The sequence below is a fragment of the Okeanomitos corallinicola TIOX110 genome (assembly GCF_038050375.1).
In the GTDB taxonomy this organism is placed as follows: Bacteria; Cyanobacteriota; Cyanobacteriia; order Cyanobacteriales; family Nostocaceae; genus Okeanomitos; species Okeanomitos corallinicola.
On sequence record NZ_CP150886.1, the window covers coordinates 4,598,784 to 4,621,877 of the forward strand.

Annotated in this window: 21 protein-coding genes; 9 read left to right on the forward strand and 12 right to left on the reverse strand. The window is 35.9% G+C overall.

Translation table 11 applies throughout. From position 1 onward, the window contains the following. Window positions 1-2: 2 nt before the first annotated feature. On the reverse strand, window positions 3-2,561 hold the full coding sequence (locus tag WJM97_RS20170) for a dynamin family protein (protein WP_353930544.1): 2,559 nt from the start codon (window positions 2,559-2,561) through the stop codon (window positions 3-5). A gap of 629 nt (window positions 2,562-3,190) precedes the next feature. Between WJM97_RS20170 and WJM97_RS20175 the strand changes: the two genes are divergently transcribed. Together WJM97_RS20175 and WJM97_RS20180 are read left to right on the forward strand one after the other, a co-directional pair. Continuing rightward, the gene (locus WJM97_RS20175; protein ID WP_353930545.1) at window positions 3,191-3,673 is read left to right on the forward strand and encodes a DUF29 domain-containing protein; all 483 of its coding nucleotides are present in this window, start codon (window positions 3,191-3,193) and stop codon (window positions 3,671-3,673) included. 93 nt (window positions 3,674-3,766) lie between these two features. Continuing rightward, on the forward strand, window positions 3,767-4,045 hold the full coding sequence (locus WJM97_RS20180) for an SH3 domain-containing protein (RefSeq protein ID WP_353930546.1): 279 nt from the start codon (window positions 3,767-3,769) through the stop codon (window positions 4,043-4,045). 99 nt (window positions 4,046-4,144) lie between these two features. On the opposite strand, the gene WJM97_RS20185 is transcribed toward WJM97_RS20180, so the two are convergent. Beyond that, the gene (locus tag WJM97_RS20185) at window positions 4,145-4,279 is read right to left on the reverse strand and encodes a hypothetical protein (RefSeq protein WP_353930547.1); all 135 of its coding nucleotides are present in this window, start codon (window positions 4,277-4,279) and stop codon (window positions 4,145-4,147) included. Window positions 4,280-4,294: 15 nt separating this feature from the next. Between WJM97_RS20185 and WJM97_RS20190 the strand changes: the two genes are divergently transcribed. Then, complete coding sequence (locus WJM97_RS20190) at window positions 4,295-4,942, forward strand: cyclase family protein (protein ID WP_353933233.1); 648 nt, start codon at window positions 4,295-4,297, stop codon at window positions 4,940-4,942. Between the two features lie 156 nt (window positions 4,943-5,098). Further along, window positions 5,099-5,464 carry a VOC family protein gene (locus WJM97_RS20195; RefSeq protein WP_353930548.1) on the forward strand — a complete coding sequence of 122 codons (366 nt, stop codon included), beginning with the start codon at window positions 5,099-5,101 and terminating at the stop codon, window positions 5,462-5,464. A gap of 19 nt (window positions 5,465-5,483) precedes the next feature. Here WJM97_RS20195 and WJM97_RS20200 read toward each other — a convergent pair whose 3' ends face one another. From WJM97_RS20200 to WJM97_RS20210, 3 genes are all read right to left on the reverse strand, one after another. Next, window positions 5,484-6,686: a hypothetical protein gene (locus WJM97_RS20200; protein ID WP_353930549.1), complete on the reverse strand. Its 1,203-nt coding sequence runs from the start codon at window positions 6,684-6,686 to the stop codon at window positions 5,484-5,486. Between the two features lie 210 nt (window positions 6,687-6,896). Continuing rightward, window positions 6,897-8,144 (reverse strand): proton extrusion protein PcxA, encoded by a 1,248-nt coding sequence (locus WJM97_RS20205; protein ID WP_353930550.1) that lies wholly within the window; start codon window positions 8,142-8,144, stop codon window positions 6,897-6,899. Window positions 8,145-8,187: 43 nt separating this feature from the next. Further along, window positions 8,188-9,279, reverse strand: coding sequence for a nucleotidyltransferase domain-containing protein (locus WJM97_RS20210; RefSeq protein WP_353930551.1), 1,092 nt, complete (start codon window positions 9,277-9,279; stop codon window positions 8,188-8,190). 434 nt (window positions 9,280-9,713) lie between these two features. Here WJM97_RS20210 and rplU point away from each other — a divergent pair, with 434 nt between their 5' ends. Both rplU and rpmA read left to right on the forward strand, forming a co-directional pair. Beyond that, on the forward strand, window positions 9,714-10,121 hold the full coding sequence (gene rplU, locus WJM97_RS20215; RefSeq protein WP_353930552.1) for a 50S ribosomal protein L21: 408 nt from the start codon (window positions 9,714-9,716) through the stop codon (window positions 10,119-10,121). A gap of 32 nt (window positions 10,122-10,153) precedes the next feature. After that, window positions 10,154-10,429 (forward strand): 50S ribosomal protein L27, encoded by a 276-nt coding sequence (rpmA, locus tag WJM97_RS20220; protein WP_353930553.1) that lies wholly within the window; start codon window positions 10,154-10,156, stop codon window positions 10,427-10,429. Between the two features lie 68 nt (window positions 10,430-10,497). Here rpmA and WJM97_RS20225 read toward each other — a convergent pair whose 3' ends face one another. Then, window positions 10,498-10,923, reverse strand: a complete 426-nt coding sequence (locus WJM97_RS20225; RefSeq protein WP_353930554.1) for a hypothetical protein — start codon at window positions 10,921-10,923, stop codon at window positions 10,498-10,500. 220 nt (window positions 10,924-11,143) lie between these two features. Here WJM97_RS20225 and cruF point away from each other — a divergent pair, with 220 nt between their 5' ends. Together cruF and cruG are read left to right on the forward strand one after the other, a co-directional pair. After that, window positions 11,144-12,052, forward strand: a complete 909-nt coding sequence (gene cruF / locus WJM97_RS20230) for a gamma-carotene 1'-hydroxylase CruF (protein WP_353930555.1) — start codon at window positions 11,144-11,146, stop codon at window positions 12,050-12,052. 339 nt (window positions 12,053-12,391) lie between these two features. Beyond that, window positions 12,392-13,558 (forward strand): 2'-O-glycosyltransferase CruG, encoded by a 1,167-nt coding sequence (gene cruG, locus WJM97_RS20235; RefSeq protein ID WP_353930556.1) that lies wholly within the window; start codon window positions 12,392-12,394, stop codon window positions 13,556-13,558. 59 nt (window positions 13,559-13,617) lie between these two features. Here cruG and rnhA read toward each other — a convergent pair whose 3' ends face one another. The 6 genes from rnhA to WJM97_RS20265 all read right to left on the reverse strand — a co-directional run bounded on the left by rnhA (window position 13,618) and on the right by WJM97_RS20265 (window position 22,427). Continuing rightward, window positions 13,618-14,529: a ribonuclease HI gene (rnhA, locus tag WJM97_RS20240; protein ID WP_353930557.1), complete on the reverse strand. Its 912-nt coding sequence runs from the start codon at window positions 14,527-14,529 to the stop codon at window positions 13,618-13,620. 39 nt (window positions 14,530-14,568) lie between these two features. Further along, the gene (locus tag WJM97_RS20245) at window positions 14,569-15,972 is read right to left on the reverse strand and encodes a hypothetical protein (protein WP_353930558.1); all 1,404 of its coding nucleotides are present in this window, start codon (window positions 15,970-15,972) and stop codon (window positions 14,569-14,571) included. Between the two features lie 4 nt (window positions 15,973-15,976). Beyond that, window positions 15,977-16,363, reverse strand: coding sequence for a hypothetical protein (locus WJM97_RS20250; protein ID WP_353930559.1), 387 nt, complete (start codon window positions 16,361-16,363; stop codon window positions 15,977-15,979). Window positions 16,364-16,614: 251 nt separating this feature from the next. Then, entirely contained in the window at window positions 16,615-20,790 is a 4,176-nt protein-coding gene (locus WJM97_RS20255) for a tetratricopeptide repeat protein (protein ID WP_353930560.1), read from the reverse strand. 93 nt (window positions 20,791-20,883) lie between these two features. Further along, window positions 20,884-21,885: an alpha/beta hydrolase gene (locus tag WJM97_RS20260; RefSeq protein WP_353930561.1), complete on the reverse strand. Its 1,002-nt coding sequence runs from the start codon at window positions 21,883-21,885 to the stop codon at window positions 20,884-20,886. Between the two features lie 116 nt (window positions 21,886-22,001). Next, window positions 22,002-22,427: a GNAT family N-acetyltransferase gene (locus WJM97_RS20265; protein WP_353930562.1), complete on the reverse strand. Its 426-nt coding sequence runs from the start codon at window positions 22,425-22,427 to the stop codon at window positions 22,002-22,004. A gap of 149 nt (window positions 22,428-22,576) precedes the next feature. Here WJM97_RS20265 and WJM97_RS20270 point away from each other — a divergent pair, with 149 nt between their 5' ends. Continuing rightward, window positions 22,577-23,056 carry a DUF1499 domain-containing protein gene (locus WJM97_RS20270; protein WP_353930563.1) on the forward strand — a complete coding sequence of 160 codons (480 nt, stop codon included), beginning with the start codon at window positions 22,577-22,579 and terminating at the stop codon, window positions 23,054-23,056. The last annotated feature ends 38 nt before the right edge of the window (window positions 23,057-23,094 follow it).

Genomic DNA, 23,094 nt, shown 5'->3' on the forward strand with positions numbered 1-23,094 from the left:
AATTAAAAATACTCATAAATATCGCTTTCCTTAATTGAAGCAATATCAGCAAGAATTTCTAACCAAGTAGGAATTGCTAATTCTGGGGTGGAATCTCCAGCAGCAATATATCTGAGAAGTTCTTCTTGTTTAGATAGGTTTTGCAAACTAGGAATTATTTGATCTAAAATTCCTTCTAATTCTGCGTTTACTTGTTGATTAACTTCACTGACATATTGAACGAGATGTAAACTAGCACTAGCCATAATTTCATCACGTAGTCGTAATACAAAAAGTTGATGATTTGCAGCACGAGATGGGTTTTGATTTCTCTCAGGAGACCAATCAAATATTTGCCCAATATTGTGTTTTTCATCCCTTCTGGCTAGGGGAAACATGATGTCTGGAGAGATGGATTTATCTTGATGATTAATTTCCACAATAATCGCTTCTTTCCATTGATTTGGGTCACATCCTAAGAGGAGTTTATAAAATAAATCGGCGGCTTCAACTCCAAATTTATCTTCAATTAATTCTTCTGTTTTAGAATTGAGAATTTCCTGGAGTTTTTCCCGTTCTAAAACTAATTGATGGGCCAATTTATTCAATAAATCTACCACAGCTTGACGAATGCGATCGCGGGCAAAATCTTCTAATTCTTGAACTGTTTTTTCAAACTCTGGATAAAAATCATCACTCTTGGTCGGAATTGAATTATTGATCCTATTTCCTCGATCAAATAATTTACCAGCCGCACCTTTAGATTCAGCTAAGGTAATTGTCCCATTTTGAGCCTTATTAAATAATAAAGTCCATTGATGCCAATTGAGAATTCTATACGTTAATTCATCTTTGATAACATCACTAACTACCACTCCTCGTCTATCTTTCAGAGGTTCTTTACCTAATTCTTTCTGAAAGTTTCTGTAGGTTTTATCTAAACTTTCAATTGCCAAACGTAACTCAATAAATGCTGGACTATCGGCTGCGGGTATGCCTTGTTCATGGATTTCAGCGATGATATCTTTTAACAGTTCCTGCTGTTGATGAATGACATCAGCCGCCCTACGGGTATCTTCATATAATTGTTTTAAACCATGGGTAGAAACATGATTTTGAATCAATTCTCTGAGTTTACTAACTCCCCCATCTTGGGCAAAATAACCTAACTGTCTACCTAAAGGATTTTTCGGTTCATGTGTTAATAATTTCTCGCTTAATTTACCCCATTTTTCTTGTAATTTTTTGGAACGTTCCAGATAATCAGGATAATCTAAATTAGCTAAAAATTGTTCTGAACCAGCTTTCACAGTTGTGGAACGTTTAGATAATTCCGCTAAACCTAACAAGGGTGATAATAAAACAATTCTGTCTTTTTGATTTGTAAAAGCATCTGCACCATCAATAATAGTTTGCAGAACTTTTAACTTCTGAAAAATTGCCTCAGTTTGTAAAGGTTGAGAATTAGGATGATCTTCAATTAAAAAATCTAGAACTCTTTCCCCACCTTCACTATCTAAAGGTAATTGATCAAATCTTCCCACACCGACCAGAATTAAATCTTTTAAATCCTGTCCTGGACGTTGTTGCTGCATCATGGTAAATATTCTGTTAGCGCGATCGCTCCCCGGTGATTTACCATTTAATAAAACTAAAATTGTCTGTACCTGTGCCAATTCTCGCAATGATAAAAACGTATCCCTTGCACCAGAATTAGCCGCACCCAAACCAGGAAAATCTAATAATACAAATTCATCAGCACCAGCTAAATCCCAAATTTCCCTGGATATTTTTACCTGAATATCAACACGACGAATTAGATGAAAACTGTTTTGTAATAATTGAGTTTGGAGAATTTGCGGCGCACTAGGTAAACGAATATGTGCAGGTGGTAAATCTTCAAATTTCAAAGATTGAATCGCCATTGGTAATTCAATCAGTTGTAAACCTTCCTTAGCGGTAGCTGCATCAATGTGATAATGCTTACCACATAAAGCCTCACCATAGGCTTGATAAGCCCGTAAAAATAAGACTAACTCCCGTAAAAGATAGCGTAATTCTAGATTATTTGAACTGTTCCAAGCTTCCTCACACCAGTTAGAAATATCCTTACCAGTTTTGATTTTAGCAACTTGCAAAGATGGTAAACCTGCGGACACAGCGCGACGGTTTGCCTCTGCTAACATGAAATGTAAACACTCATTTACCCCTTCATGGGATAAATATTCAACAGTGTAATTATCTATTTGAGTTGTAACAAAACCATCTTGTGGTTTAATATGAATAGCGGTGACATTTCCGGTTGTGGGATTTTCACTCACCGGTAAAGCATCTGCATAGCCAATTAAACTACCTAAAAGTAAACTTTTACCGCTACTAAATTCACCCATCACACCAATTTTCACAGGTGAAGCGGCCAGTTCCATTGTCTTTTGTGCAGCCTCTCGCAAGCCCATGAGACAGTCATCCAGGCTAGTTGGAACCCAATCTTCTTGTTGGGAGGGACGTTGGGGTACAGAGTCAATTTTGCGGAGGATAAACTCACCGTACTCTTTAAACCTGGTTAGTTTGTCTAGTTCCATATAGTTGTTTCTGTCTAATCATTTTATCTGTGGGTTATAGCACAAAAAATGAAAACCTCCACTACTGATGCAACAAGGTGACAGGTGATAGGGGGTAGGTGACAGGTGATTGGGAAACCTCATCACCAAAAAACCCTACACCCATTCTTAACACTTAAACTTCCATAATCATGGGTACTTAATTGACTCTTGATTATCAGCAGATTTCACAGAGGAATCAGATAAAGGTTCTCCATACTGCTGGAAACCATGTCTTCTAAACAAACGTAGATTTTGAGGTAAAATTGCGATCGCTAACTGAGAAACTGGGAATTTTTTAGCTGCTTCGCGAGCGGAATAAATTATTTTGTGAAAAGGTATTTACACTGATCATATTTAAATAAAACTTTTTTTAGTCAATATATTATTATACCATTTCTTTATGAGGATGCGCTTTATTCGCGGATGTAGAGACGTTCCATGGAACCTCTCTACGGTATTTATTTGGCGCAACTTTACACAGAATTGGTATTACATAAATCAATAAATATAAAAGATATGATTTTTCTCACCCAGAGGCGCAGAGGACGCAGAGGAAAAGAAGTGTTATAATTGGTAAGTTATGGTTTTAATTTAGTGGATATAGCTATATGAATGATCAACTATATGAACAAGATTTTAACCTATGGCGAGAAACCGTCATTACACAAATCAAAGAAAAACATTTTCATGATATTGATTGGGAACATTTACTATTAGAACTCGATGATATGGGTAAATCGGAAAAACGGTCTTTCTTGAGTAATTTAACAATTTTAATTGCTCATTTACTCAAGTTAATTGTTCAATCTGATGCACCCGAAATGATGAAAGGTAGTTGGTACAGTTCTATTACTGAACATCGGTTTAGAATTAAAAAAGATTTACAAGAAAATCCTTCATTCAAAAACTATTTAAAGGAAGTGATTGATGTTGCTTATGCTGATGCTAGAAAACTGGCAATTAAAGAAGGTAAAAATGCTAAGTTAGGTGTGAGAAAACCAGATGAATCTGAATATCCTCTGGATTTACCTTTTAGTTTAGAACAATTATTAGATGATGATTTTTATGGAGATATGAATGGGGATAAATGATAGCAATTGTATGGGAGTTTGCAATTTATTGATGTATTATATATAAGTAAGCAATAAGATTTATAAAAGCTATGAAAGTGTGGTCTTATTTGCTTGTTTCTTTTGTTTGGTGGTGTTAATGCTGTAATTTTATCTGCAAAAGCTGAGGAAGTTTGTAAAGTTACTGATCCTACAGATACTCCTTTGAATGTAAGAGAAACCCCCAATGGTAAAATTATAAATCAATTAAAAAATGGCAAAGAAGTTTACATTCTGGAAATTGCCCATGATAATAAAGGAATAAGTTGGGCGAAAATTTCTGGTTATCACAATGGTAAATACAGGGTTTGGGGTTGGGTATTTAGAGAGTTTATCAGTTGCTACAATCGCTAATTATAGAATTGTAATTCTAAAGGTTGAGAAGGAATAATAAACATTATTTTATTGTATCTTGACAATATAGTTAAATGTTTTTTAACCTTTGGTAGCGTATTAGATAAATACCACAAAGGAAATAAAAAGAGCGATCACAAATAGTCCATTTTCTATCTTTAATAAAGGAAAAACACTATCAACACTCCACCCCCCAACAACATCCCCTACTCCCACATTATTCACCTGAGTCATATAATTGACACAAATATACCCCAATGGCCTGGTGATCCAACAGTTAAATTTACTACCGTTGCCCAAATCCCAGATCATGGTTATTACTTACGGGGGTTTTCCATCGGTGAACATAGTGCTACTCATATCAACGCCCCTAGTAGTTTTCACGGTAACGGAATTAGTATTGACGAATATTCTGCACCATCTCTCGTAGTACCTGCGGTAGTTATAGATATCTGCAAACAAGCTACAGAGAACCCAGATTATCTGTTAACTATCGCTGATATTCTAATTTGGGAAGCAGAAATTGGAGAAATTGCTCCAGATTCTACAGTTTTACTTTATACAGGCTGGCAACATAAATGGCTAGATAAAAACGCATTTTTAAACCAGGATGAAAAGGGAAATATGCACTTTCCAGGGTTTAGCAAAGACGCAACCCAGTTTTTAATTACAGAACGGCAAATTTCAGGAGTAGGAATTGATACTCACGGTGTAGATTCAGGACAGGAAACAAATTTTACTACCAATAGTTTAGTATTAGCAAAACCACGGATTGTCCTAGAAAACCTCACCAACTTAAATCAACTTCCACCCCAAGGTACTACCCTAGTAATTGGTATTCTCAGACTCCGTGGTGGTTCTGGTTCTCCTGCTGCGGTAATGGCTTTTTTTAGTTAGGTCAATAACTACTACTTTGGATATATTTCTAGATAGAATGCAGGAGTTTCTATATTAATTCTATATTAATTTTTCTGGCATTGGGAACAGGCTTGAATATATAACCAGTGTTAAAATCAAAAATAAGATCAAAGACATTCCTGAGTTAAATTGAAAATGACAATTACCCTTAATCACACTATAGTACCTGCAAAAAATAAAGAAGCAGCAGCACGTTTCTTTGCTGAAATTTTTGGACTAAAAGTTGATGAACCAATTAGTCATTTTGCTGCTGTTCATCTTAATCATCAGCTAACTTTAGATTTTGCTGATAGAGAAAACTTTGAATCCCATCATTATGCTTTTCATGTTAATGATGAGGAATTTGATCAAATCTTTGCACGGGTTAAACAAGCGGGTTTAGAATACAGTAGCGACCCTATGCACCAAAATAAAGGTCAAATTAACCATAGCAATGGAGGTCGTGGCTTTTATTTTTATGACATTGATGGTCATAATTTGGAATTATTAACCCGTGTCTAGATTTTCAGTGAGGGTATTTTTACTTCTTCACCAAAATATATGGTGTAGCATATTCAGGTAATTGGCGGATATATTGTTGAAATTCTTTGTAATCTTTAAAAATACCAGCCAAGTAATCTAGTTGATGTAAATTAGGTAAAAAAGCCCCACCTGTATCTGCAATTACTCCCATTCTTAGCTGTTTTTTACCACCTTGATTATATTCCATCACAATCACTCTACCCAAACCAATATTTAGTACATCTCCCGCAAAAGTAACCCCTGGTTCAATAGAAATTTTACTCTCTATTTTATGTCCATAACCTTTAATTCCATCAACTTTTCTAAAATACCAATAGCGTTTTTGTGATTTGGGATTTAATCCTTTCACATAAGAAATACCATTATTTCTATCTACATTAAAAAAGTCCTTTGTCCCATCAGTAAAGTTAACTAAAATTGTCCCTTGCATTAATGCTGATTCTAAACCTGCACGTGTTAAATATGCTATCGGTTCTACCTTGCCAAATTCTTTACCACCAGGTTCATAAATACCTGATAAAACATCCTGTTTTGTATATTTGGTGTAGAATTTATCTTCTTGAAGAAGATCATCCTTTAAACTATAAAGAGGAATGTTATATTTAGCAGTTTTGGTATGAGAACCAGTGTGGCTAAACACAGCATATTTTGTAATTCTCAGTTGTTTTTGTTGGGGTTTTTCAGGATTATAAGCAGACCATTTGATAACTCGGAAATTAGCATTAATAAAATCAGGATTTTGTAAACGAGTAGGACGATTATTACTAATATCTTCCTCTAACACAGTAATCATAAAATCCAATGTTTTGATGACTTCTTCTACTGTTACACCTTGACTTAATAAAAGTCCATTCCTAGAAATATCTGGATCTTTTTGTTGATACTTTTGAAAGTATTGTCTTGTATTATTGAGGACTGTTAATAAATCTTTTTGGTTAAAGTTGATTTTAGCAGTTGGTAATTTTACTGGTTGTAAAACCCGTTTACCATTAACACTATATTTGTATTTTTGCCATTCATCAACAACTGAATAAAATACAGATTTATCTTTAGCTTTTGATTGAGATTGTGTAATTTCCTGTTGGGTATTTGGTTGACTTATTTCTGGTTGTGCATAGATATTTTTATGACCTAAAATTACTAAAGAAAAAGCAACAATACCTGCTAAAATTTGAATCTTGCGATTGAATAAGATAGTCATAAGTCTCTGTTGGTAACTAAATTTATAAACTTGTTTTTATGCTTCAGGTAATACTTGATATAACCTCTGGCATTTGTATCATGATTTACTTTTATTTTTGGTCATAAAAGTAAAGGATAATCCCAATTAATAGCAGAAAATTTGAAATTATGCACTAAATATTTTTCTGTATCCATGAGAACTCGAATTTCTTCATTCCTGAGTTGAAAATTACTCATCCATTTCCTTGAGCGTCGCTAACGCAGAAGGAGACAAACGACTCAAATAACGGAAAATCCAATATTTAAAAATAGTGTTTAAAATCACTGGAAATGTAGCAATGAATAGAAATATAGCGTTTCTGCTTGCTGGTAAACCTAAATGGTTCGCTAACCCTTCTAAGAGAATTTCCCAACCATGGGGAGAGTGAAAACCAACAAATACATCTGTCACCAAAATAATTATAAAAGCTTTAGCACTATCACTTAAACCATAAACTACTTTATCTAACAAAGACTGGAGAAATACAATATCTTTTTTACTAAAAACAATCACCATCGCAAAAGCAACTAAGGAAATAATATCAGCAAATAAATTACTAATTACACTACTGCTTTTGTACCGAAATTCTTCTGCAATCTCAATTGCTTTGTTTTTTACCTGAACTTCAATATTTTCTGGGGAAAGTTCTGGCGCTTTCTTTAATAAACTTTTAAATTGCAGCTTTTTCTCAAAATCATGTAATTCATTGAGGGCTTTTTCCTCCATTTCCGAATTAACAAAAATTCGTGTATCATCATAAATAAAGTTTTTAAAAACAGGCTTAATTAATAATTCTTTAGAAAAATGTTGGGTTAATAATGGTAAAATTATTAACAACAATAAAAATTTAATTGCTCGTCTTGTCCTATTTCTAGAAGTTCTATACTTTTTCACAAAGTCTTCTTCTGCTTTTGGTGCAAAGTCCTGAGCAATTCTATTAAATGTTCTCCCAATTGAACGCGGAAACACACCAGTTTTTTGAGTCATTGGTGGTTCTTTGTCATCTAATTCTGAATTATTATTAAATTGTTGTTCATAATTAGATTCTGTTTCTGAAAATACCTCATATTCTGTGTTATATTTAGCTATGATTTCATCAATAAAATTGAGCTTCTCTATAACATTAGAATCTGATGTATTCACAAATTTAATTCCTAACTGAAATTCTGCTAATCTCACTTTAATAATAGCTATATTTCTGTTAAGATTTCCTTGCCAAAACGCCATGACATTTTCACTGTAACTCGCAAATTCAGGAGAAATTTTTTGACCATTAAACTGCTCATTTTCAATATGTTGAATAGCTTTAGCAGCTTGGTATGCTTCTAAAATCGCTCGTTCTGGAGTATTTACAAACCAGTTATTAAATGAGTGCCAGTTTTGGGTTAGTTTTTGACTAATTAATTTTGTACTGCGGTTTAAAAATGATCCTTTCATTTAAGCTACCTTAATTACCAGCAAAGTATAGATAATTATGATATTATTCCCAACCTTGCATTTCTACCAATTCTATACAGAGATTATTAATTCGTTCCAAATCAGGCTGAGAGTTTAATGTAGATTTTTCATAAAAATCATCCATTTGTTTAACTAAGTCTTCAGCCATTTTCATTAACTGTTCATAGGTGTAATCACCCCTAAGAATAGCTTTTAAATCATCCACATCACCAGCAATTCTTCTATCTACAATCACTTCTCCTGTTTGTAGTATTTCTAAACCACTACGCAGTAGTCTAATACAGTGCATTCCGTGTTTCAAATCATAACCTGATTTTCTTTCCATTTCCGCTCTGACTGGGTTTCTATTTTTTAACCAAGACTGATAAGCTTTCCATTCTCTTACAGCAATTTGATAACCTTGACTTTTTTGCAATAAGCGGATAAAGTCTTTCCGGCTATTAGTTAATTTTTGGGTATAGTCTAAAGTCTCATCATCTAATGTATATTGTTTTAAAACACCCTTAAAATCAATATCCGCTGTCAGTAATTTATATAATTCCTCTGATTCTTCTAAAAACTCTATTTTTCCTCGAATTAACAAATAAAGATATTCTAAAAAAGCATTCAGTTCATCTTTACTTAATGCTGGTTCTTCTTCTATGCCAAAATCTGAAGGGACGGGTTTTTTATTAGGTGGGTTTAATAACCATTTGCGATGGGTTTCCATTTTTTTGATTTGAGCAAAAGCATAACCAGAATAGGTATGTTTTACTTTCTTACTTAAAAATATATTTCTGTGGTTAATTAAATGTTGTCCTACATTTGTTAAAATAGGATATGTGGGCAACCAGAGTAATTCTAAAACATTAGGATTTGCACCTGCTAATAAATGCAATATCTTCCTTAATTCATAAATAACTGTATCTTGATTCCCATCTATGAATGGGAAAATACCTGGTTCATCCCAACCTGTATCTTTTTGTTCAATGCTATCAAATCCTAAATAATAACGTTTAGAGGCAATAAATACACCACGGTAATCATAATCAGAATCAGGACGATTTAAACCATAACCGTGGCTACCTGCTAAACCAATCAAAATAGTTCTTTGTTCAACTTCGATTCTTCTCATAAAAACGGATATGTATATTTATTTTATTTGTATCAATTGAATTTGAGCAAGCCTTTATTCAGCTATCTTGACAATAATTTCGGATTAATTTTGAATTTTGGAAAACTAGACTATTATTATATTCTGGATATCAAAAAAAATCTGAGTAACTCTAGCCGCTACCCAGATAAGTGGATATTTGTTCTGTCTGTGTCGAAATTAACTACATTTTCACCTATGAATATTCCGGTGATTTAGGTCAAAATTTCCAGACAAATTCCTCATTCGGGTAAAATGTTGACTTACTGACAGGAGATCAGATAAGATTTTAGATTGTCTGTCTTATTCCTGCTCGGATCAGGTAGACACGATATAAAAGCTGGCAATATCCATAAACTAAGTCTCTACAGGAGATGAGAGTCAGCTACCTGTACGGCAACTTCAAGGACAATTTCATGACTTACGCAATTATTGAAACTGGTGGTAAACAAATAAAGGTAGAAGCCGGTCGGTTTTACGACATTGAACTTCTGCACAACGAGCCAGATGACAAAATAACGATAGATTCAGTATTACTGGTACAACACGAAGGTACTGTCTCCATTGGACAGCCACGGGTAGCAGGTGCGACGGTAGAAGGGACTATCATGCGACACTTTAGAGCGCGTAAAGTCCTGGTTTACAAGATGAAACCCAAGAAGAAAACCCGCAAAAAACGCGGACATCGCCAGGAAATTACCAGATTTTTGATTAACTCAATTAATCTTAATGGTGAAGTTTTGGCATATCAAGAAGCGCCAATTAGTCCAGAATCTCCTAATTTTGTAGATAGCACTGTTGAAACAGAAGCTACTGCTCAATAATACAAATAAGTAGATAAATAAAAGAGGAAATCATGGCTCATAAGAAAGGAACGGGTAGTACACGTAACGGACGCGACTCTAATGCTCAACGTCTAGGAGTAAAGCGTTTTGGTGGTCAAGCTGTCATTTCTGGTAATATTCTTGTTCGTCAGCGTGGGACTAAATTCCACCCTGGTAACAACGTTGGTATTGGCAGTGATGATACTTTATTTGCCTTAATTGATGGCATTGTTACTTTTGAAAGAAAGGGCAAAACCCGCAAGAAAGTTAGCGTCTATCCAGCCGTTACAGAAGCTGTAGCAGGTTAGTTCTTAGTCAGTGGTCATTAGTCATTGGTCATTAAGAACAACTGACAACTGACAACTGACAAACTTACTTAAATTAATCTGTGTAACCAAGCTCCTATGGCTAAACCTGATAGGGCAAAAATTGAAGTAAAACAAAAACCTAAACCTGCCTTATAGCCAGATGTTTGAAAATCTATCTTGGCAAGTATAGTTGCGGAAAGAATCAGTAAAGTATCTAGAAATATCCGAAACCACGCAAGCATCAAAAAGAACAGGAATGCAGATAAAACCGTAATTAAAAAACTGCGAAGATTAGATTTAAGTAATGTGCTGTAATACTCGGCAATTTTTGACCAAGGAGTGGTCAAACTAGCTAGTAGTAAGAGGATAGCAGCGATAAGTATTAACCAGACAAACCCAGGAGTTCTGGTTTCTGATATCACCCAGCCTAAAGCACAATAACTGAGGAACACGAGTGTTAAAGATAACCAAGGTGTTTGTTTAAGGATTGACATAATCGTAGGTGACAGGTGACAGGTGACAGGTAACAGAAAATGAAGAATTCCTAGAACTCCCAGATCCTAAGTATTCATAGTTTTCAATGAGGAAATAGATCAAAATTTGATCTTCCTGGATGATTCTGTAAAAATTAGTTAAATTATGATCTTAAACATTTGTAAACTATTAGCAGTCGAGTAGGCGTATGTCATATTTTAGGAAGGTTAAGGACTAATCATGAGACAACTGGTAATTTTTGAGCGTGTATACCTGATTGGTCATATCGTGTCTATGGTATTTGGACTGGTAGGGATATTACTGATTATTCCTAATGCCGAGTTAATTTTGAGTTTATCCGAAGTTGGTCAGACTGCTATGCAGTGGAGTATGGCAGGTGGCGGTGTGGCCTATATGATTTTGGGTGCATTGGCTGTTTTCCTCTATGCTAAACGGACTTTGGGCTTAGGAAGGGCTTTGTGCTTTTTCATTCCTGCTGTATCAATTTCTTTGACTAGCGAATTATTGGGGACTAGCACAGGTTTTCCCTTTGGCGGTTACAGCTATTTAAGTGGTTTGGGTTATAAAATTGCAGGTTTAGTACCATTTACAATTCCCTTGTCCTGGTTTTATGTAGGATTTGTTTCCTACCTGTTAGCACGTGTAGGTTTAGAAGTTGATCAGAAGCCTAGTTTATTACGTCATGTAGGGGCGATCGCCTTGGGTGCATTACTACTCACTTCTTGGGATTTTGTCCTTGATCCAGCAATGAGTCAAACTTCTCTCCCCTTCTGGTATTGGCATCAACCAGGTGCTTTCTTTGGAATGCCTTATCAAAACTTTGCTGGTTGGATGGGTACTGGTTCTGTGTTTATGACAGCAGCAGCATTGTTATGGAGAAACAATCCCATCAAATTAGAGCGATCGCAACTTAACATTCCTTTGATAGTCTATTTGGCTAACTTTGGTTTTGCGACAGTTATGAGTTTAGCTGCTGGTTTCTCTATCCCAATTGTTTTAGGGGTATTGCTGGGTGTTGCACCTGCTGTGGCGCTGTGGCTGAGATCACCTAGTTTTTCTACTGCTGTAGCTGTTGAAGCAACAACAAAAGAAGTTCCTGTTACCAGCGTTAACGTTGCTTTCAAGTAATTTCCATAGTGCTGAGTAAGTAATTTAGGGCTTGCTGAATAAATCTCAAAACATTACAGGTAAACGATTTTAGCGATTTTGACTTTCAAAAAATGCAAGCTTTGATGAGGTGAGAACTGAAAAACCTTGCATTTAATTCCTGCTTCAAGGAAAAATAGTTCCCATCCAACTCTTGAAACTGTCACCTGTCACCTGTCACCTGTCTCCACGACAAGACTTTATCAGCAAACCCTAATTTAGTATTATACTCAGCACTAAGTTGGTGATTGGTGATTGGATTATTGATCTCCCCATCTCCCTACCCCCTGACTCCTATATTTTGAAATTGGTATAAATATTTTGATTATCGAAAGCACTATTTCCCTATTATTACTACTAATCCAAGTACCAGCAACTGCGCTTTTACTATCACGGCTACTCAAAGGCCCAAGGCGACATCCACCTCTTAAACCACAACAACCTACACCAGATATTTTAGGTAGTGTGAGTGTCGTTGTTCCCACCTTAAACGAAGCTTTACGTATTAGTCCCCTGTTAGCTGGGTTAAGTCGCCAAAGCTACGAAGTTAGAGAAGTAATTGTTGTTGATAGCAGATCCCAAGATGGGACACCCGAACTGGTAAAAGCTGTCCAGGAAAAAGACCCCCGGTTTCGGGTGATGACAGATGATCCTTTACCTCCTGGTTGGGTAGGCCGTCCCTGGGCTTTACACAACGGCTTTTTATTTAGTTCCCCAGATAGTGAGTGGTTTTTGGGGATGGATGCAGATATTCAACCTGATCCTGGTTTGGTAGCTAGTTTGGTAAAAACTGCCCAAGCTGAGGGTTATGATTTGGTTTCCCTTTCTCCTCAGTTTATTCTCCAGTATCCAGGTGAGTGTTGGTTACAACCGGCTTTATTAATGACTTTGTTGTATAGGTTTGATCCTGCTGGTGTTTACACTGAACAACCAGAAAGGGTAATGGCTAATGGACAGTGTTTTTTATGTCGGCGCTCGGTTTTAGCTGCTGTTGATGGTTATAGCAGCGCTCAGAGTTCTTTTTGTGATGATGTCACCCTCGCGCGAAATATTGCCGCTGCTGGGTTTAAAGTGGGATTTTTTGATGGGGCTAAGGTTTTCAAAGTGCGGATGTATGAGGGTGCAATGGAAACCTGGAAGGAGTGGGGACGCAGTTTAGATTTAAAAGATGCTGCTGAAAGCGCCCAAATTTGGGGTGATTTATGGTTATTGTCAGCAGTACAAGGTTTACCTCTGATAGTTGTTTTAGCTTACCTCCCTATCTCCCCATCTCCCTATCTCCCCATCTCTTTGGTATTGGCAGTGAATGTATTTTTAGTAATAATTCGCTTTGCTTTGTTGTTAGCGATCGCCCCCTCTTACGACCGTAAAAATGCTCAAGGTGGTTGGTTATTCTGGCTTTCTCCCTTAGCCGATCCTTTGGCAGTTTTAAGAATCTTTTTATCTGCTTTCCGCACACCCAAAGAATGGCGAGGAAGAAAGTATTAAGTTGGTGATTGGTGATTGGTGATTGGGTAAATATTTTTACCAATGCCCAATGCCCCATCCTATTCATTTTCAGCTTCTACTTGATCACCTCTTTCTAATTCCCAGAGAATTTGATTTCCTTCACGTCTTACCCGTGAAACTATCCAATTGCGCCAACGCCACTGATCACCGCGACTGGTGACAGCACTGGCGTGAATATCCATCAAGTCTGCTAGTTCGGAACTGGTGATCAAATAACCCTTGTCTGCAATTTCGTCTGCAATTTGCAAGGTTTCTACTAAGTTACGTAGTTGTAAAATCCTCGTTTCGTGAGGTTTTTCTTCATTTGTCGTAGTTTCTGACACTGTAGATAATTCCATAGTGGTTATGTCTGATGAAAAAGTGCTACTTTCGGCATTGTTTTCATTAACTTTTGTAGAGTTTATTGCAGAATCAGATACTTTTGTTACATTTACTTCATTGATTTTAGTTGATGTTCGGTCAGTATTCACAGGGGATGTTAGCTGCTGAAGAGATGGAATTTGTCCATTAGCAAAAGAGCGAGCAATTACATCACAACGTTCGTTACCTATGTTACCAGAATGACCGCGCACGTGTTGCCATTTAATCAATTGGTTGTTTAGTTGATCAAGAATTTCCAGCAGGTCTTGGTTTTGAACCGGATTACCATCTGATTTTTTCCAGCCTTTCTTTTTCCAACCATGTATCCATTTGGTGACACAGTTAATTAAATATTCGCTATCAGTGTAGAGGGTGATAGGTTGAGTTTGTCCAGAGTTAGCAAAGAATTCTAATGCTGCGATCGCCGCTTGCATTTCCATTTTATTATTTGTGGTGTATCGTGAAGAGTCACCCATTTCATGTACAGAACCATCACTAAAATAAACAACCAAACCCCAACCACCAGGGCCAGGGTTGCCAGTACAAGCACCATCAGTATATATGCTTTGAATTATAGATTGGGTAGGCATGATAAAAGTATGGAATCGCAGAGAAGATAAAGGAAATTATTAACGACGAATTTTGGTCAATAATATCCAGGCTATTATACTGACAATTACTCCAGTCAGAATGCTGACATAAAATGGTGGGGTAATGATAAATGGGGTTTTTGGTGGTGGTGGGAATTGAGAAACCAACACAGAGGAGGCTATTTGGCTAGTTGCTAGTCCTAAACCGGCGATCGCTATGGTATTGTTTAAAGTGCGATCAGTTTTCGTTTGTTCAATGTCAATAATTCCTTGGATAGTGCTATTGAGATTTTGCAGTAAAGTTAATCCAGGACTGAGATTTTCTAAATCTGCTTTTACTTGACGTTGATATTTTTGGGCATAAACTTCACCTTCACTAAATTTTTTCAGAAATTCTAAATCACTTCCTGGATATTTTTGCTCAATATCAGCTAACCGAGTTTTATAATTTTCCAAGTTTAAAATAATTGTCCGATGATGATTTTCCAGATAATTTAAAGCAATAGTATAATCAGATAAATTAATTAAATTATCAGCCAACGTTTTTTGTAAATCATTTAACTTTAAGTTGTTATTTTTCAGTAATTCAGTTAATTGACGTACTTGGTAAATCGAGGGTTGAACATCAATATATTCTTTTTTAAGACTATGTTTTTGATAACGACTTTGATAGTATGACCAAACGATTTTATGTCGGTATTCCCATAATCGTAAAAAGTCTTGATAAACACTTTGGACTTGTTTCCTCATCTCATCAGCAGTGGTATTTTCAGGAAATAACCAAATCAAAACATGATGACTCAATTCTCTGAACTTATCCCAAAACTCTTTACCTTCCCCACCTAAATTTTGCGGACAATACCATAATTCAAAAATTGTTCCTGTCCCTAATTTACCCTTACCAATAAAATCCCGATTCCAGTTGTAATCAGTAACAACTTGTGTATAACATTTCTGGGCAATTTCCTCAATTTCTGCCTCAGTTTTGGAACTGGTTAACTTTCCCCACATTAACCAAGTTTGTCCAATTGTTCCTGTTTGTTGTCCGAGAAGTTGAGTAATTTCCTGTTTTAATTCAGCGAATGGTTGATTATCAAGATTTTGTGCATTATCATTAGCTTGACTATTGGCATTTAATTTACCAGAATAGTCAACTTGCAAAGCATAGGTATCATTAATTTGTAAAGGATAGTAATAACCATCTAAGGGAGAATTAAATTTTCTAGTTCTAGTTTCTAATAATTCAATAACTTCAGCATCGAAGTTTTTATATTTTAAAAGTTGTTCAAATCTTTGTTTAAATTCGGTTTCATCAACATCATGATAAATTTTCCGACAAAAGTTTGCACAATTTTCGTTAATTTGTGCTTCTGTTTCCCCTAAACCATCTTTTAAATCATAGAGAAATAAATCAATACTGGGATAAATAATTTGTTCAGTCATTGAGTTACTTACCAATAATAAATTTTCTTACTCGTTCCAGAAGAGAAGAATTAACAACTTTTTTAGCAGCGTCTACAGAATTAGAATCATTAAAACTATTCATGGCCGCATTTGTTAATTCCTGGGTGGGGTCAGTGGGTAAGGGTTCGGGTTCTAAACCTTTATTTCGCTGACTAATAATACTATCAATTGCAGTCAATTCCGCTTGATAAATTTTATCTAAAATTGGATAGCTTTCTGCGATGATATCTACATTAAAATTATTGACATCTGTAGCCATAGTTTTACCAATATCATTAAGCTTAATTTGGATATTTTCTGGTAAAGGTTCATTTAGCTTTGTCAGGGCAGTTAAGAAAGCTGTAAGCTGAATTATCTGGTTAGGTTTCATGGTAGTTTTAGGTAGTCTAGCTAGTAGAAATGTTTACTCAATTATAAACTCTATTTTACACCTTTGAGAATATTCTCGTTTCCATACTCCGTGAGGGGATTTCTCGTTCCCATACTCTGTGTGGGAATGAATTATATTAGGCTCTGCCTGACGGTTTATTTACCTGAAAATAGCTGTAAAATAGAGACTGAGTCTCTTGAATAGCATTCCCAGTCGGAGACTGTGAACGAGGGAAATTTCACATATTACAATTACAACCCCGTAATTATAAAACCAGCCCAATAATAAGGATTTGCATACAGTTTTTGTTGTTTTTCAGCTATTGACTTTTCCTTTATTTCTTTTGGTTTGTTTCTCACAAATGGACGGATAGGTTGTTCATCGGGGGGTAAATTTGCTAGGATTTTTTGATAAAATTTTTCTAATTTGAGCAACGTTAAATTCCTCATCCAATTCTGAGCTTTTTTGAGGGCAATAATTGGAGGTTTACCTTTTTTCAATTGCCAGTAGAAATAAATCATCAAAAAGCTACTAGAATCATCAGTAACAGTCCATAATGTACTAACTACATTCGCAACTTTTTGGAACAGAAAACCGCTCACTAATCCCATATATTCAGATGTGATAGTTTGGTTGCTGGTAATGGCAGTTTCACAAGCGGAAAGGGTGACTAATTGATAATTTCCAAAATTTTCTAGGTAGCCAATTTCTCCTAAAGTTAGTAAATCTCTACCGCTTAATGCTAAAGCTGATTGTTTGGGATTCTGGAAGTTATAAAAGCCATGTCCTGTAAAATGAAATATACCAGAATTATTGGTGAGGGCAGTTTTAATATTTTCCTTGGTTGCTGCTGAGTCTATAATTTGCTGTTCTGGAGGTACTGAGAAGATTTTAGCAATGGTGGCAGATTCAATTTCTGCATGGCGTAAAATACGAAAATTTTGACTATTAGGATATCCGACACTCAATAAAGGTAATTCATTAATTTTGGCTGTATTTTTTGATTTTAATCTTTTTAAAGAAATGCCAATTTTTGCACTGGGTAAATAGGTGATGGTGAAATTATCAGGAAACAGTGCATGGAGAGGAAAGCGGTGTAAGTCGCGGTGGGGAATTAAAATTAGGTTGGTTGGGGAAGTGAGGTTATTAATCAGATTGACAATAGCAGCAATATCTAAAATTTCACTTAATTCCTGCAATATGGTAGGTAAATTATCTTGCCAAGTCTTAGTTTTTTCATCTTGATTATTTTTACTTTTGCGATAATTACTATATTCTTCATCCCAGTTTTCTGCCCACTTTTCAAAATCCCGTAATCGTTTTCTTGGAAGATAGGAATTATCATGAATAGAAGCAGCAAGAATAATCGGTTCGGTGTTATGGGTAACAATAAAAGTGTGGAGGGCGTAGGGGCTAAGATGCCAGTAAACTATGGCTGTGTGAGGATTTAGTAATTGTTGAATTTCTGTTAATTTGGGTGACTCTTCACTCCAACCATTTAAAAGCCAACTTAAACAAGCATTTTTCCCTTGTTCTGCTAACTCTAACGCTGCACTGCAATTACCAGACTGCACAGCTAAATCCACTGTAAATTGTTGAAAACTTGCAAATTTTAAAGCCAGTTGTTGTTTCTTATTTTGACTTTGACATTCATTCAGTAAACTTCTTAAAATATCAGTTCCTTGTCGTTGCAATTCTTCAACTTTGGCAGTTTTACCTAAATACAACTGGACATTAATCAAGTTACGTAAAACCTCTAAATGCAATTCCGGAAAATCTCTTGCTGTCAGAGTTTTTAAAGCCTGATTGTAACTTTTAACTGCTTTGAACCAATAGGTGCGAGAGCGTAAACTTGCAAGTCCTTGGAAATAATGAGCTTTACCAATTCCTTGATTTAACAAACCCCAACCTTCTGGGTGGGTGTCTTGGTGGCAATATTTTAATCCTTCTTCATAGCTGGCTAATTGACCTTCATAACCACGCTGGTTCAGGTGAGGATTATTTCTGGCAATATTGCTGTATAAACTGAGGAAAGGGTCATAACTCACTAAATTTACTGCCGCAATACCTCGGTTTAACCAAGCTTCGTGGTCGTCAGGTTTAATTTCCAAAGATTTGTCGTAGGATGCAATCGCTTGTTCATATTTCCCTAACTTCTCCAGCGCAACACCCCGGTTTTTCCAAACTTGGTAGTAGTCAGGATTAATATCTAAGACTTTATCCCAGGATGCAATTGCTTGTTCATATTCCCCTAAGTAAAACAACGGAACACCTCGGTTGTGCCAAGCTTCGTGGTCGTCAGGTTTAATTTCCAAAGATTTGTCGTAGGATGCAACTGCTTGTTCATATTCCCCTAAATTACGCAGCGCAACACCCCGGTTTAACCAAGCTAGGTGGTCGTCAGGTTTAATTTCCAAAGATTTGTCGAAAGATGCAATTGCTTGTTCATATTCCCCTAAATTACGCAGCGCAACACCCCGGTTAAACCAAGCTTGGTGGTCGTCAGGTTTAATTTCCAAAGATTTGTCGAAAGATGCAATTGCTTGTTCATATTCCCCTAAATTACGCAGCGCAACACCCCGGTTTAACCAAGCTAGGTGGTCGTCAGGTTTAATTTCCAAAGATTTGTCGTAGGATGCAATCGCTTGTTCATATTTCCCTAACTTCTCCAGCGCAACACCCCTGTTGCACCAAGCTAGGCGGTCGTCAGGATTAATTTCCAAGCCTTTGTCATAGGATGCAATTGCCTGTTCATATTCCCCTAATTCATCCAGCGCAAAACCTCTTATATACCAGGCTTCGGATAAGTATTCAGGATTAGGATTAATTGACAAGGCTTTGTCGAGGGATGCAAGTGCTTGTTCATTTTTCCCTGAATAACACAGCGCAATACCCCGCTTAAACCAAGCTTGGTGGTCGTCAGGTTTAATTTCTAAGGCTTTGTCGTAGGATGCGATTGCTTGTTTATTTTCCCCTAACTTCCTCAGCACAATACCCCGGTTAAACCAAGCTTGGTGGTCGTCAGGTTTGAATTCTAAAGCTTTGTCAAAAGATGCAATTGCTTGTTCATTTTTCCCTAAATTATCCAGTGCTATACCCCGATTTCCCCAAGCTTTGTGGTCGTCAGGTTTGAATTCTAAAGCTTTGTCGTAAGATGCAATTGCTTGTTCATATTCCCCTAAATTACCCAGTGCAAAACCCCGATTTCCCCAAACTTTGTGGTCGTCAGGTTTGAATTCTAAAGCTTTGTCGTAAGATGCAATTGCTTGTTCATATTCCCCTAAATTAACCAGTGCTACACCCCGGTCATTCCAAGCTTTGTGGTCGTCAGGTTTGAATTCTAAAGCTTTGTCGTAAGATGCAATTGCTTGTTCATATTCCCCTAAATTACCCAGTGCAAAACCCCGATTTCCCCAAACTTTGTGGTCGTCAGGTTTGAATTCTAAAGCTTTGTCGTAGGATGCAATTGCTTGTTCATATTTACCTAAATTAAGCAGTGTAAGACCCCGGTTTCCCCAAGCTTTGTGGTAGTCAGGTTTGAACTCTAAAGCTTTGTCGTAGGATGCAATTGCTTGTTCATATTTACCTAAATTACCCAGTGCAACACCCCTGTTGTTCCAAGCTTTGTGGTCGTCAGGTTTGAATTCTAAAGCTTTGTCGTAGGATGCAATTGCTTGTTCATATTTACCTAAATTAAGCAGTGTAAGACCCCGCTCGTTCCAAGCTTCGTGGTCGTCAGGTTTGAATTCTAAAACTTTATCAAAAGATACAAGTGCTTGTTCATTTCTCCCTACATTAAATAGCACAAAACCCCGGTTCTTCCAAGTTAGGTGGTCGTCAGGTTTGAATTCTAAAGCTTTGTTGTAAGATGCAATTGCTTGTTCATTTTCCCCTACCTTAAACAGCGCATTACCCAGGTTGTTCCAAGTTAGGTGGTCGTCAGGTTTGAATTCTAAAGCTTTGTCGTAAGATGCAATTGCTTGTTCATATTGCTCTAAATCGTAAAATGCTACACCTCGAGTTCTCCAACCTTCGTGGTCGTCAGGTTTAAATTCTAAAACTTTGTCAAAAGATGCAATTGCTTGTTCATATTCCCCTAAGTTACTCAGTGCAATACCCCGGTTTCCCCAAGCTTTGTGGTAGTCAGGATTAATTTCCAAAGCTTTATCGTAGGATGCAATTGCACCAGCAAAATCTTCTGCTTCAAATTGCTCAATACCTTGATTAAACCAAACCTCTGCCTCATCCATATTATCTCCCTGTTCATTTCCCTCTGTGTCCTCTGCGTCTCTGCGGTTCATTTCTCCCCTCTCCAATAACTGCACCCCAGTATTATAACTAACATCACTCAATTCCCCCATACCCACATCTCGTAACTGCACCAAACGTATTCCCAACTCCTCATTCTTTACTGATGAAGCTAACAACCTCTCGCCGAAACATCTTTTTGAGCATCTGCCGTTCATAGGTAACGCTTTTCGCTTTTATTGTAGCAAATATACGAAAAATGCTGGATTGATTTACATTAATTCATCCTTTGGATGTTCAACTTTTTCTAACACTTTCCTGACTGCTTTTATAATAATTTCTGGTTCATCTACCCACACAAAATGACTACTGTTTTCTGCCAAGATTTGTTCACAATCATTAGAAAGCATTAATAAATTAGATTGTATTTGATTCCGTAGTTTATCCGCCGGGGTAATTGAAAAATAAAACTTCTGGAAACCAATTTTCAGAAACGTACTAGCTTTAATATTAATGATTGGCATATTACCAAAATTATCAATCTTTTGCAATTGCCGACCACTATTATTTAAACTCCACATTTCTAAAAACATAGTTAGCCAATGTTTACCAGAGTAAAAAGAACGTTTGACTATTTTTAATGTATTTTTGGGAAACAAAAGTAATTCTGGTTTGATAATTTCAAATATACCTATTATGCCTAAAAACCTGACAATACCTAATGTTGCACCCAAGGAAGCAATTAAAAAAGAAAATGTAAAAAATAACTTGAGTAATTGTAAACTCAATGGCATAGATAACATTTGTTCTTCATGTAACCCATCAGTCAAGACCATCCCTACAACTTCTTCTGGAAAATAATGAGTATAAAGACGCATATTGTAACTACCAAAAGAGTCACCAACTAATATATAGGGTGGTTTAATTTCTGTCTTTTCTAATAATGTGTGTAATTCTTTGACTATCTGTTCACTATGACGAGGTTTATGACTAAATTGACTCCAACCATACCCTGCTCTGTCATAAATTAAGACCCTTGATATTTTTGCCAATTCATCTACTAAAAAATATCCATCTATCCCTCCTAAACTATGATCTAAAATCATCGTAATTTTACCTTCTCCAGCACAATAAAAATGTAATTTATGTCCATCAACATCAATTAATTTTCCTATGGGGGGTATTTTTGATTTTTCTTGGCTACTAGCGATGAGATGATATGTAGTTAGTCCCAATAAAATCAATGATTGCCAATTTAATAAACCTGATAGCAAGATTTTAATTTCCTAAATATTTTAAATAAATAATTGTCAATTTCAACTATCGTAAATAGTACCATCTTACCGAAGTATTTCGACGAGGTACATTTTCTGGATTAATAATCATGATCCTATTCTTCAGATAATTGATGATATCTTCCCATTAATTTAAATCTATCTGAACCATCTGTAAAATCCCAACGCTCATAAAAAGGAATCATTTCTGGCAAACAATAAAGAACAAGACTTTCAACTTCTTTCAACTGTGGGTGATTGATAACTTCATCTAATAATTTAGTTCCAAAACCTATTTTTCTATAATTAGGTTTAATTATTACATCATACAGTATTCCTCGATAAACAAAATCCGTCAGCACACGACAAAAACCAATTAATTCTTCCTCATCACCTACTAAAGCAATAATTACGTCTGATGCCTCTAGCATCTTGACCACACGTTGATATGTACGGGCTTTACTCCAAAATTCATTTTTGTACAATTCCACAAGTTCATAGACTTGCTGATCAGTTAATTTATTAACAACCTTGTAATTCATATTTAATCTTTAGTTAATCTTGAGTTGATATTAAAAGTAGTCCTAAATTTCTTGATAGCGTCATTTTATTGTAAAATATAAATTAATTCAATAAATAACAAAAACACTCCAACAACCTTAGTTAGTTACCCGAAAATATTCAATTAATCATGCAATATCTAAAAGAAATTTTTCAGCAAATCAAGAAGATTACATTAACAATACTTTTGACATTGATGATCACTATCATATTTCCTAGCATAACTTGGGCATCCAGTCTAGGAATTGATAATGATCATCTTGCTCTTTGTCCAGCTTCAAATAACTGTGTTGTCAGTCAAAATGGAGATGCAAAACATAGCATTGAACCAATTGTTTATCATGTAGATCGTGATCAAGCTAAAGAAACATTACTCAAAGTTTTGACAGTTGTTCCTCGCACAGAAGTAGTAGAAAAAACTGATAATTACATTCATGCACTTTCAAAAAGTCGCATCTTCAAATTTATTGATGATGTAGAGTTTTATTTACCTGCTGATGAATCAGTCATTCATATTCGTTCCGCATCTCGTGTAGGGGAATCTGATCTTGGTGTTAACCGCAGACGTATGGAGCAAATTCGTCTAGCTTTGCAAGATTTAGATATTTGAATTTAATGTATGTAAATGCAGTAATTAAAGCTAGATCA